The organism is Massilia violaceinigra (genome assembly GCF_002752675.1).
GTDB lineage: Bacteria > Pseudomonadota > Gammaproteobacteria > Burkholderiales > Burkholderiaceae_D > Telluria_A > Telluria_A violaceinigra.
Window position 1 is genome coordinate 3,894,312 of the sequence record NZ_CP024608.1, and the last position, 12,310, is coordinate 3,906,621.

The 12,310-nt window shown below is 65.5% G+C and carries 10 protein-coding genes; 6 read left to right on the forward strand and 4 right to left on the reverse strand.

The features are described from left to right. The first annotated feature begins 95 nt into the window (after positions 1–95). Genes CR152_RS17395 through CR152_RS17405 form a run of 3 tightly spaced genes read left to right on the forward strand, consistent with a single transcriptional unit; the run spans position 96 to position 5,052 of the window. Positions 96–2,513 (forward strand): PAS domain-containing hybrid sensor histidine kinase/response regulator, encoded by a 2,418-nt coding sequence (locus CR152_RS17395; RefSeq protein WP_167399904.1) that lies wholly within the window; start codon positions 96–98, stop codon positions 2,511–2,513. 37 nt (positions 2,514–2,550) lie between these two features. Further along, positions 2,551–4,092 carry a cryptochrome/photolyase family protein gene (locus CR152_RS17400; RefSeq protein ID WP_099882434.1) on the forward strand — a complete coding sequence of 514 codons (1,542 nt, stop codon included), beginning with the start codon at positions 2,551–2,553 and terminating at the stop codon, positions 4,090–4,092. A 36-nt stretch (positions 4,093–4,128) separates the two neighbouring features. After that, complete coding sequence (locus tag CR152_RS17405; protein ID WP_099876423.1) at positions 4,129–5,052, forward strand: pyridoxal-phosphate dependent enzyme; 924 nt, start codon at positions 4,129–4,131, stop codon at positions 5,050–5,052. Here CR152_RS17405 and CR152_RS17410 read toward each other — a convergent pair. Together CR152_RS17410 and CR152_RS17415 are read right to left on the reverse strand one after the other, a co-directional pair. Next, a complete protein-coding gene (locus CR152_RS17410) occupies positions 5,047–6,381 on the reverse strand; it encodes an esterase/lipase family protein (RefSeq protein WP_157778565.1) in 1,335 nt (444 codons plus the stop codon). The genes CR152_RS17405 and CR152_RS17410 overlap by 6 nt on opposite strands. Positions 6,382–6,484: 103 nt before the next feature. Then, positions 6,485–7,639 (reverse strand): dienelactone hydrolase family protein, encoded by a 1,155-nt coding sequence (locus CR152_RS17415; RefSeq protein ID WP_229413433.1) that lies wholly within the window; start codon positions 7,637–7,639, stop codon positions 6,485–6,487. A 396-nt stretch (positions 7,640–8,035) separates the two neighbouring features. On the opposite strand from CR152_RS17415, the gene CR152_RS17420 reads away from it, so the two are divergent. Next, positions 8,036–8,680, forward strand: coding sequence for a tRNA-uridine aminocarboxypropyltransferase (locus tag CR152_RS17420; RefSeq protein ID WP_099876426.1), 645 nt, complete (start codon positions 8,036–8,038; stop codon positions 8,678–8,680). 105 nt (positions 8,681–8,785) lie between these two features. Next, positions 8,786–9,919 (forward strand): PA0069 family radical SAM protein, encoded by a 1,134-nt coding sequence (locus CR152_RS17425; RefSeq protein WP_099882438.1) that lies wholly within the window; start codon positions 8,786–8,788, stop codon positions 9,917–9,919. A gap of 70 nt (positions 9,920–9,989) precedes the next feature. Here CR152_RS17425 and CR152_RS17430 read toward each other — a convergent pair whose 3' ends face one another. Continuing rightward, complete coding sequence (locus tag CR152_RS17430) at positions 9,990–10,556, reverse strand: gamma-glutamylcyclotransferase (protein ID WP_099876428.1); 567 nt, start codon at positions 10,554–10,556, stop codon at positions 9,990–9,992. 156 nt (positions 10,557–10,712) lie between these two features. Continuing rightward, positions 10,713–11,672 carry a LysR family transcriptional regulator gene (locus CR152_RS17435; RefSeq protein WP_099876429.1) on the reverse strand — a complete coding sequence of 320 codons (960 nt, stop codon included), beginning with the start codon at positions 11,670–11,672 and terminating at the stop codon, positions 10,713–10,715. Positions 11,673–11,760: 88 nt separating this feature from the next. Between CR152_RS17435 and CR152_RS17440 the strand changes: the two genes are divergently transcribed. Next, the gene (locus CR152_RS17440) at positions 11,761–12,303 is read left to right on the forward strand and encodes a VOC family protein (protein ID WP_099876431.1); all 543 of its coding nucleotides are present in this window, start codon (positions 11,761–11,763) and stop codon (positions 12,301–12,303) included. Positions 12,304–12,310: the final 7 nt, after the last annotated feature.

The window sequence follows — 12,310 nt, forward strand, 5'->3', positions numbered from 1 at the left end:
CCACGCACGTTAGCTGTACTGAAAACAACTTTTCAGGTGTGCGGTTTGGCAACACGCAGACCCCTTGCGCGCGGGTGCGCATGCGACAATTCCGAATGACCAGACAACCCGATTATCAGGCGCTGTTTCGCGCCTCCCCCTATCCCTATTTGCTGATGGATCTGGAGCTCAACATCATCGGCGCCAACGACGCGTATCTGCACGCGACCGGCCGCGACGAAGGCGATCTGCTGGGCCGTTACGTGTTCGATGCCTTCCCTGAAAACCCGGACGATCCCGGTTCGACCAACATCGCCGAGGTGCGCTCCTCGCTGCAGCGCGCCATCGCCAGCGGCAAGCCCGATACCACGGCCTTCCTGCGCTATTCGGTGCCGCGCGCGCCCGATGCCGGCGGCGGCTTCGAGGAACGCTTCTGGAGCACCGTGCACACCCCCATCTGCGGCGCCGACGGCAGCACCGCCTTCGTGGCGCAGAACGCCATCGACGTGACCGAGTTGTACCGCTTCGACCGCCAGTCGCACGTGGCCTCGGTCGAGCCGTACACCAGGACCGATGCGGCCAATGACCATTTCGACCAGGCCCAGATGCACCAGGCGATGAACCGCATCCTGATGGTCGAGCGCGGGCATCTGCGCGACCTGTTCAACCAGGCGCCCGGCTTCATCGCCGTGCTGGCCGGCGAGCAGCATGTGTTCGAGATGGTCAACGAAGCCTACTACCAGCTGGTGGGGCACCGCGAACTGGTCGGCAAGCCGGTATGGGAAGCGCTGCCCGACGTGCGCGGCCAGGGCTTCGAAGCGCTGCTCGACCAGGTCTACCGCAGCGGCAAGCCGTTCGTCGGGCGCGGCCTGCGGGTGGCGGTGCAGCGGGTGGCGGACGGGCCGGTCACCGAGAGCCATATCGACCTGCTGTACCAGCCGCTGTTCGACAAGGAAGGGCGCCCCAGCGGCATCTTCGTGCAGGGCCACGACGTGAGCGATGCGCACGCCGCGCAGCTGGCCAGTGCCGACAGCGCCGAGCGCCTGTCCGAAGGCATGAACGCGGCGCGCATGGTGGTGTGGGACTGGGAAATCGGCTCGGGCAAGATGGTGTTTTCGGATAACGCCGAACTGGTGCTGGGGCGGCGCGATCCCGATATCGACACGCTCAGCGAATCGATCCACCCGGAGGACGTGGCGCGCATGCGCCGCGCGCGCGAGCGCGCCATCGCCGAAGCGGGCGGCTACGAAGAGATCGTGCGTTTCCGGCGCGCCGACGACGGGCGCATGCTGTGGCTCGACATCCGCGGCAAGGTGCGCTGCGGCGCCGACGGCGAGCCGTTCGCGGTGCGCGGCGTGACGCTCGACGTCACCGAACGCCTGCGCGCCGAAGAAGACTTGCGCGACGCCCACCGGCGCAAGGATGAATTCCTGGCGATGCTCTCGCACGAGCTGCGCAACCCGCTCGCGCCGATCAGCTCCGCTGCCCAGCTGCTCAAGCATGTGCGCCTGGACGACGGGCGCCTGCGCGAGACGACCGACATCATCATCCGCCAGACCGCCCACATCACGGCGCTGGTCGACGATCTGATCGACGTCTCGCGCGTCACGCGCGGCCTCATTTCCACCGACCAGAAACCGCACGACATGAAGCGCATGATCGGCGACGCCGTCGAGCAGGTGCGCCCGCTGATCGAAGCGCGGCGCCACCGGCTGGCGGTGCTGCTGCCGCCCGGCGTGGTGTCGGTGATGAGCGACCATAAGCGGGTGGTGCAGGTGCTGACCAATCTGCTCAACAACGCGGCCAAGTACACGCCCGACGGCGGCAATATCGTGCTCGAGCTGGGGCTGGACGGCCAGCACCTGGTGCTTACCGTGCGCGACGACGGCATCGGCATGGGTGCCGAACTGCTGCCGCGCGTATTCGACCTGTTCACCCAGGGCGAACGCAGCGCCGACCGCTCGCAGGGCGGGCTGGGCGTGGGGCTGGCGGTGGTGCGCAGCCTGGTCGAACTGCACGGAGGCCAGGTCGGCGCCGCCAGCGAGGGCGTGGGCAAGGGCAGCGTGCTGACCGTGCGCCTGCCGCTGCTGGCCGGCCAGGCGCCGGCGCCCGCCCCAAGCGCGCAACGGCCGGCCGCGCCGCAGCGTCCCCTGCGCGTGCTGGTGGTGGACGACAATCCCGATGCGGCGCTGATGCTGTCGATGCTGCTCGAAGCGTCGGGCTACGATGTGCTCACCGAAAACGGCTCGTACGCCGGACTGGCCAGCGCGGCGCGCCATGTGCCGGACGTGTGCATCCTCGATATCGGCCTGCCCGACATGGATGGCTACCAGCTGGCGCGCAAGATACGCGCGGCCGACGGCATGCAGGGCGCGACCCTGATTGCGGTGACCGGCTACGGCCAGGAGCAGGACCGGCGCCTGGCGCTCGCCGCCGGCTTCGACCATCACCTGGTCAAGCCGGTCGATTCGTCCGAGCTGGCGGCGCTGCTGCTGGCGCGCGCGGCGCGGCCGATGGAGGCGGGTGGCGCGTGATAAACTGGCGCACTCCGATTGGACCTGCCCGCCAACCATGCCGCCATCGACGACAACGCTGCGACTGATCCTGGGCGACCAGCTCAATCCTCTGCACAGCTGGTTTTCCGAAGCGCGCGCCGACGTCGTCTACGTGCTGATGGAAGTGCGCCAGGAAACCGACTACGTCCACCACCACGCCCAGAAGATCATCGCCATCTTCGCCGCCATGCGCGCGCTGGCGCGCCAGCTCGAAGGCGAGGGCCACCGCGTGCATTACCTGCGCATCGACGACCCTGCCAACCTGCAGGCGATCCCCGCCAACATCGACGCGCTGCTGGCCCATTACGGCGCCACCCGGTTCGAATACCAGGAGCCGGACGAATACCGGCTCGACCTGCAATTGGCCGATTACGCGGCGCGGCTGCCGGTTCCGGGGACGATGGTCGGCAGCGAACATTTCCTGACCGCGCGCGACGAGGCCGAACGCATCTTCGCCGGCCGCGCGCAGTGGCTGATGGAGTATTTTTACCGCCAGATGCGCCTGGTGCACGGCGTGCTGGTCGAAAAAGGCGGCAAGCCGGCCGGCGGCCAGTGGAACTTCGATCACGACAACCGCAAGCCGTGGCGCGGCGCGCCGCCCGAACCGTTTGATGCGCGCGTGCAGCACGATCATTCGGCGCTGTGGGACAGCATCGAAGCCACCGGGGTGGACAGCTTCGGCCGCCCCGACGCGGCGCGCATCGTCTGGCCGCAGGACCGCGCCGAAGCGCTCGTCCACCTGGACGCCTTTATCCAGCACGGCCTGCCGCACTTCGGCGACTACCAGGATGCGATGCACACGAGCGCCCCGCGCCTGTTTCATTCGATGCTCTCGTTCGCCCTCAATACCAAGATGCTGCACCCGCGCGAAGTGATCGCCGAAGCCGAAGACGCCTGGCGCGCCGGCCACGCGCCGCTGCACGCGGTGGAAGGCTTCATCCGCCAGATTCTCGGCTGGCGCGAGTACGTGCGCGGCGTGTACTGGGCCAACATGCCCGGCTACGGCGAGCACAATGTGTTCGGCCACACGACGCCGCTGCCATCCTGGTTCTGGGACGGCAAGACGAAAATGCGCTGCATGCGGCACGCCATCGGCCAGTCGCTCGACGATGCGCATGCCCACCATATCCAGCGCCTGATGATCATCGGGAACTTTTCGCTGCTGGCGGGACTCGAACCTAACCAGGTGCATCAGTGGTACCTTGGCGTGTATGTCGACGCCTTCGAGTGGGTGGAGATGCCGAACACGATCGGCATGAGCCAGTTCGCCGACGGCGGCCTGCTGGCGACCAAGCCGTACGTATCGAGCGCGGCCTACATCGACCGCATGAGCGACTACTGCAAGGGCTGCCACTACGATAAAAAAGCGCGCCTGGGGGAGACGGCTTGTCCGTTCAATGCGCTGTACTGGGATTTTTTCGAACGCAATGCGCAGCGCCTGTCGGGCAACCAGCGCCTGGGCATGGTGTACCGCAACCTGTTCAAGATGGATGACGCCGCGCGCGCCGCCTGCGGCGAGCAGGCGGCGGCGCTGCGCGCGCGGCTCGGGGAACTTTGACTTCGGTGTACAACTTTACGGGATCACGACCTTACGATGACATTACATATCGACACTCCACTTCTCGCTTCGTCGGCCATGAGCAAGCCGGGCCAGACGGTCTGGCTCAAGATGGAAGCCTTGCAGCCGACCGGCTCGTTCAAGCTGCGCGGCATCGGCCACGCCTGCGAAGAGTACGCGCGGCGCGGGGCGAAACGCTTCATCTCTTCGTCCGGCGGCAATGCGGGTCTTGCCGCCGCTTATGCGGGCCGTCAGCTGGGCTTGCCGGTGGTGGTGGTGGCGCCGGAAACGACCAGCGAGCGCGCGCGCGAGCTGATGCGGCGCGAGCAGGCCGAAGTGATCGTGCACGGCGCTTCCTTTCACGAAGCGAACGCGCTGGCGCTGTCGATGGTGGGCGAACACGACGCCTTCATCCACGCCTATGACGATCCGCTGCTGTGGACCGGACACGCGTCCATGATCGATGAAGTGGCGCATGCCGGCGTGATTCCCGACGCGGTGGTGCTGTCGGTCGGCGGAGGCGGGTTGATGTGCGGCGTGATCGAAGGCCTGCGCCGCAATGGCTGGGACAAGGTGCCGGTGTTCGCCGTCGAAACCGACGGCACCGATTGCCTGGCGCAGTCGATCGAGGCCGACGAGCGCATCGAACTTCCACGCATCGCCAGCATCGCCACCACGCTCGGCTCGCGCCAGGTGTCGCAGGCGGCGTTCGACTGGACCCGGGTGCATCCCATGAGCAGCATGGTGGTCACCGACCAGGCGGCGGTGGCGGCCTGCATCCGCTTCATGGACGACCATCGGGTGGTGGTGGAGCCGGCCTGCGGCGCCTCGCTGGCCGTGGCTTACGCCGGCCGTCCTGAATTGAGCGCGTTCAAAAACGTGCTGGTGATCGTGTGCGGCGGCGTGACCGCGACCGTGGCCCAGTTGCAGGCCTGGTCGCGCACGCTCAGCCCGTCATAATCCGTACAAAATGGCCGCGATCCCATCGTAGATCGGATACACGCGCGGCCCCTGCTTGGGCCAGCCGATCATGTCGAAGTGGTCGTAGGTCTTGTAATTCCGCAGGAAATTCCAGCTGCCGCGCACCGGCGTGCCATCGTAGTCGCGCGCTGGATGCCCCGCCGGCGCGCGCATGCTGACCGTGTTGACCACGCCATCGTTGGCGAACCAGTTGTGGTCGACCGGCACCCGGCCGGCGATGGCCAGCGCGTACGAGCCCATGCCGCGCTTGCCGGCCGACGGTATCACCCACTCGCCCGCATACGGCCGGGTCAGCGACGCCATGTCGGCGCGCGGATACTGGAAGGACGGGTTCTGGAGTGGGAAGAGCAGGCGGTCGGTGTTGTTGCAGCACGCGCTGCCGGCCTCGGTCGCCTGGTTGCTGATCGAGAAGTAATACACCGAGCGCGAGGTCTTGGCCCAGTCGTTGAAGGTGCGCGCGCCGTCGGGCGTCATTTCGGCCTGGGCCGAGTCGAAGTTGTCGCGGTTCGAGAACGGCGAGGCCAGCACGCGCTGGTGATAAGCCGCCGGCGGTTCGACCGAGGTGCTGCGCAGGCCGAACTGTTCGAGTCCGAAGTCGTGCACCGGCTGCGCCACGTTGCCGATGCTGGCGAAGGCCGCGATGCCGCTCGCCATTTGCGTGAGCGCCGATCCCGATTCGCCCATGGCGTCGCGCAGGCTGGTGCCGTCGTTGGGCGAGGAAATCGTCGTGGCGCTGACGACCCAGCCGGTCTTGCCGCCCTTGTACAGCTCGCCGCCGCCTTCGTCGCCGTGGGGCGAGCCGTTTTCGAGCAGTTCGATCAGGGCGCGGATGGTCTGGCCGCCCTGGCTGTGGCCGACCAGGTGGATCGGGTGGCGCGCATCCCAGGCCGGGTACAGCGCGGCCGGGTAGCCCTGCGGATTGTTGGCCGGATCGGCGGCCCAGCATTTGCCCTCCGGCTGGCGCAGCGCGCCGAAGCTGGCGAACTTGGCCGTGTGGCTGCTGCCGTAGTCGACGCAGCCACCCTTGATTTGGTAGTACAGTTCGGCCGCGCGGTCCCAGTTCGAGCTGATCGCCCCGACCGAGGCGGCCCACACCTGGTGCTGGCCCTTATGGGTGCGCATGTGGCCGACGATATCGTCGAACCCGCCCCAGTATTTGAAGCCGGTGCGGGTGTACTGTTCCGGGCCGAAGCCGAGGAAGCCGTGCACCAGTACGATCGGATAGTTGTTTGCTGCTGAGGCCGCTTGGAAGGCGCAGGAGAGGAAGAGAGCGGGAGCGAGGACTGCGCGGAGGATAGGTGACAACATGATTCTCTCCAGTCGAGAAAAAACGTCGGCACATTGTATATGCATTTAGCGCGCGCACGCACTCGTCACGCATTCGTCGCGTGGCTGTGGCTGTGGCGTCACATCAGAGGCTGCCGGTGCCCGCGCCGCCGCTGTCGGCAACAGTGCTGCTGGAGGCCAGCTTGCCTTGCCACACCACGTAGTCGTCGACCGAGTACAGCTGGCACGGCTGGCCGCTGGTGCGCGCGCAGGCGGCCAGCGCGCGCGCGTGCGGATCTTCCCCTTCCTCGGCCCAGCACCAGGCGCCGCTGGGCGAGACGGCGAAGGCGCGCGGGGTCATCTTGTGCAGATACTCGCGGTAGGCGGCGCGCCCTTTTTCGCTCAGGTAGGGCACGGCGGCGATATCGTCGACGCGCGCGAAATCGGTTTTCGGCACGGTCGGCGCGTCGGCCACGGCGACCACTTCGCTGGTCGGCATGCCGATCTGCTGCAGGAAGCGTTCGGTTTCGCGCCACCAGATGCCGGCGCCGTCGCGGCTGGCGATCATGCCGTGAGCGTCGCGCTTGAAGGCGCCGAATTCGACCAGGCGCGCCTTGCCGCCGGCACGCTCGAAGGCCGCGTGCATGCGCGCCACCAGGTCCGGCCCGAACAGCGAATCGTTCACGCCGTACATCCACAGGCTGGGAATCCTGTTGCCGGCGCCGTAGTTGGCGAAGGCTTGCACCAGTTGCGCGCGCCAGTCGCAGCGGTCGGCATCGTCACGCAGGCCGCCGGCAAAATTGATCAGGCCGCGCACGCCGGGAACGTCGCGCGTGCCGAGGGCGATGGTGGCCAGGCCGCCGTACGACTGGCCGGCGACGACGATGCGGGCGGAATCGACCCAGCTCTGGCGGCGCGCGAAGTCGATGGTGTCGAGCACATCGCTGGCCTGGGCGTGGCCGTTGGCGGTCATGTTGCAGCCATGGTCGGCGTAGTTGCCGGTGGAGCCGGCAAAGCCGCGCCGCATCGGTACCAGTACCGCATAGCCGCGCTTGACGAAGGCGGTCGCCATGTAGATGAAGCGCTCGCGGGTCTGCTTGCGCGGTTCGCCCGATTCCTTGCCGTGGTTGATGATCAGTAAGGGAAACGGGCCGGCGCCGTTGGGACGGAACACGGTGGTCTGCAGTTCCGACTGCCTGGACGGACCGGCGGGAACGGCGATCACCTGTTCGTTCAGGCGGTAGTCGAGCGGCAATTCCTGCTCGATCGCCACCGACGGCAGCAAGGTGAAGCCGGTCACCAGGGCAGTCAGGAGCAGGCGCAGGGCGCGGGGAAAAACGGTAGCGATGGTGGGCTCCGATGGATTGGATTGCCTAAAGGAATGATCTGATTCTATGCAGGTAGATACCCCTGAGCAATACCGGAATGGCAATATGGTGGAGATCGTGCGAAAAATAGTTATGAATTGCACGCCTTGTTGCCTGGATGGTCGTGGACCCCTGTTGATGCCGACTTACGAAGGACTATTTCTCAAAAGTAATTTACTCTCGCGATACCAGAGCGCAGGTGTTAGCATGCGCATGCTGTCAAATTCACGCCTTGCGCCCTTCGCCAACATGAAAAATCTCACTCCTGGAATCCGCCTGACGCGCGGCCATTTGACGCGCGAGCGTCCGCACCCACTGCGGCTGGCCCGGTGAACGCCCCGGCGCAGAAGGGACAAGCCGGGCCGGGCCGGCGCAGCGTCTGTGCGCATTGCGCGCGGCCTGTTGTGGCCTGCATTTGCCGCTGGATCAGTCCCGTCGAGAGCGCGGTGCGGCTGCTGATCCTGCAGCACCCCATGGAAGTGAGCAACGCCAAGGGCAGCGCGCGCCTGCTGCACCTGAGCGTGGCTGGCAGCACGCTGGTCGCTGGCGAGGTGTTCGATCCGGCGCAGCTCGGCGAACTGCTGGCGCTTGAAGGCCGGCGCGCGGTGCTGCTGTATCCCGACACGCCGGACGACAGGTCGTTGGCCATGCCGGCGCCCCCGCCACTGACGCCGGAGCTGTTGCACGCGCCTGAGCTGCTGCTGCTGGTGGTGCTCGACGGCACCTGGCGCAAAAGCCGCAAGATGCTTTATCTCAACCCCTTGCTGCATGCGCTGCCCCGTCTGCCGCTGAACGATATGCCACCATCGCGCTACCGCATTCGCAAGGCGCACGCGCCTGACCAGCTCTCGACGCTGGAGGCCGCTTGCCATGCTTTGGGCGAGATCGAGGGCGACCACGCCAGGTTCCTGCCGCTGAGCCGCGCGTTCGATGACTTGATCGATGCGTTTGTGCTGAATCAAGGCCGGCTTTGAACGCTGCTTGAACAAGCGGCAGCACCGACGTAGAATACTGTATGTTTATACAGTTAAATAGGTGCTGCGGTGACCGATCACGACAAGGACTTTGAAGAAAGCGTCATGCTCCCGCCGCGTCCGCTGGCGGCGCAGAAGGGGCGCGGGGCGGTGACCAACCTGCAGGGCCGCTACGAAGTCAACGCGCGCGAGCGGTTCGACGACGGCTGGGTGCATGAAGACGATGAGGACGACGCGCCGGCGCCGTTCCGCACCCAGGTCACGGACGAGTTCGCCAAAACCATCCTCAGCCGTAACAGCTCGCCCGACATTCCCTTCAATGTCTCGCTTAACCCCTACCGCGGGTGCGAGCATGGCTGCATCTATTGTTTTGCGCGGCCATCGCACAGTTACCTGGGTCTGTCGCCCGGGCTGGACTTCGAGAGCCGCCTGTTCGCCAAGGTCAACGCGCCCGATTTGCTGCGCCGCGAGCTGGCCAGGCCATCCTACATGCCCGAGCCCATCGCGCTGGGTGTGAATACCGACGCTTACCAGCCCTGCGAGCGCGGTCTGGGTATCACCCGGCGCGTGCTGGAGGTGCTGCACGATTGCGAGCATCCGGTGGCGCTGATCAGCAAGTCATCGCTGATCGAGCGCGACATCGACCTGATCGCGGCCATGGCGGCGAAAAACCAGGCGATTGCGGCCGTTACCGTCACCACGCTCGACCCGGAAATTTCGCGCACGCTGGAGCCGCGCGCGGCGGCACCGGCAAGGCGTCTGCGCACGATCAGGCGTCTGACGGACGCGGGCATTCCGGTGCGGGTCAGCGTCGCGCCGGTGATTCCCTTCATCACCGAGCCCGAGCTCGAACGGGTGCTGGAAGCGGCGCGCGACGCCGGTGCAGTGAGCGCGCACTACGTCGTGCTGCGCCTGCCGTGGGAGGTCAATCCGCTGTTTCAGGAATGGCTGCAGGCGCACTTTCCCGAACGGGCGCAGCGCGTGATGAACCGGGTGCGCGAAATGCGCGGCGGCAAGGACTACGACAGCGACTTCAGCAAGCGCATGCACGGGGAGGGCGTTTGGGCAGATCTGATACGCCAGCGCTTCGTCAAGGCGGTGGAGCGGCTGGGCATGAACGCCACCGGCGGGCGCTTTGCGCAACTCGATGCCTCACGGTTCAAGCGGCCGCTGGTGGTGCCGACGGTGCCGGCCAAGCAATGCGGCAACGCGACGGGGCAGCTTGATTTGTTCGGCTAGTGCCATTGGCTCGATAGGGGTGATTTTCGCTGCACCTTTTTGTGCCGTTGTTACTTTATGAGTTACTTTGTTATTCACGCATCTCAGTTAAATAGCGCTCGATCTCAAACACGTGTGCGTCCTCCATGCCCAGTTCTCGCAGCGCCTGCGCCAGGTCGAGCAGATAATCGCGGTTGGCGCCGCTCGGGCCGTGCGAGCGCGCGATTTGACTGGCAATATCGCGCTCGCTGGCCTCGCCGAGGAAGGCGGCATTGTCTTCGGTCGCGATGTACACCAGCCCCAGTTCGCTGCCGCCGTCCTCGAAGCGGATGTCGGTTGCCAGGCGCAGATAGCCGTTCTTTTCGCGGTGGTCCAGATGGGCAAACACTTCAGGCGTGATCAGGTAAGCCATGCCGGCGGTGACGGCGCCGGGCTGCGCGATCAGCGTGGCCACGCGCCCCGGCGCAGTCTCCGTGCCGCGGTGATCGTGTGAACCTTGCCAGAAGCGCCGGGTCCAATTGCTGATCGTTGCCGGTTTGCGCTCGATGAACGGAAAGTCCGGCTTGAAGATCAGCGAGCCATAGCCGAACAGCCACACGCGATGGTGGCCGTCGAATTGATCCATGCGCTGGTTGATGGCGATGGTGTTGTGTGACATGGGCAGAATCCGTTGGAGGCGAGCATGAATTATAGTGGCGGCGCGCTATCGGCGTAGCGACGGCGAAGCGCCTTGTCTACCGCGCCTCGTGAGCAGGTGCGGCTGACGGCGCCTCGTAGCATGCGTGAGCCGCGGAGTCTATTGAGCGTCCACAACCTACGGCGGCGTGTGATTGCCTGCGGATAGGGCCTGCTCGTGAGCGGCCGCGATTGGAATGTTCCAGTCATGCGACTCGACGAACTTGAACAGGAAAGCCATGAAGCTCTCGGCCGCCGGCGAGAGCGAGCGCTTGTCGCGCGTGTACACAAAAAAGCGCCGCGTCAGTTCCGGCTCGTGCAACTGGCGCATGTGCAACTGGTGCAGGCGAACCAGCGGTTCGGCATACGGCAGGCAGACGGTCACGCCCAGCCCGGCGCTGACCATGGCCAGCGCGGTCGTCATGAACGTCACTTCGTTGACGGGATTGAGCGGCACATCGCGCAGCGAATGGTGCATGTCGCTCAGCAAACGTTCGGTAAATTGCCCCTGCAGCGAGATGAACGGGTAGGCCGCCAGATCCGACCATGTCACGCGCTCCTTCTGCTCCAGCGCATGCTGCTGCGGGAACACCAGCACGAACGGCATCTCGAACAGTACCGCAGCCTCGATCTGCGCCGTCGGGTCGCGTTCGGGGCCGATGCCGCAGTCGACCTCGCCGCTGAACACGCGCGCGGTCACGTTTTCGACCCCGCAATCGACCAGGCGCACCTGTATTTCCGGATACGCCTTGCGGTAGGCGGCGATGACCTGCGGCAGCAAGGTGCACGACATCAACTGCGGGGCTGCAATCCGTACCACGCCTTTTTTCAGCCGTGTCTGGCTCGCGATGTCGAGCAGCGCGCCGTCGAGGTCGTCGATCATCTTGGAAAACAGGGGCGTCAGCTCACGTCCGACCTCGGTCAGGGCAATCCGGCGCGTGCTGCGGTCGACCACGCGCACGCCCAGGGTCAGTTCGAGCTCCTTGATCAGCCCCGACAGCGCCGATTGCGTCACGTGCAGATACTCGGCCGCCAGGGTAAAACTGCCGGTCTTGGCGAGCGCGACGAGCGCGCGCATCTGGCGCAAGGTGGGATTCATAGCTTAATCTGATAAGTCGCGTTGAAAATATTGTTTGAATGATAGTTCGTTTTGCACTCTAATAGGGGAATCAACAGGGGAGCACAGCATGAAAATCACCAGAATTCACCACGTAGCCTACCGCTGCAAGGATGCCAAAGAGACAGTCGAGTGGTACGTCAAATACCTCAACATGGACTTCGTGCTGGCCATCGCCGAAGACCAGGTGCCGTCGACCGGCGCGCCCGACCCGTACATGCACGTTTTCCTCGATGCCGGCATGGGCAATGTGCTGGCATTCTTCGAGCTGCCGAGCCAGGCGCCGATGGGCCGCGACGAGAATACGCCGGCCTGGGTCCAGCACCTGGCATTGGAAGTCGGCTCCATGGACGAGCTGCTGTCCGCCAAGGCGCGCCTTGAAGCGGACGGCATCGAAGTCATCGGCCCGACCAACCACACCATCTTCAAGTCGATCTATTTCTTCGACCCCAATGGCCACCGCCTCGAACTGGCCGTCAACACGGCCACGCCGGAAATGCGGCAGAAGCTCGACGCCGTCAAATGGGACATGCTCAACGAGTGGTCCGAGACGCGCAAGGCACCAAAACACGCGGCATGGATGCACGAGAAACCCCAAGCGGACCAACACTAAGGCACAC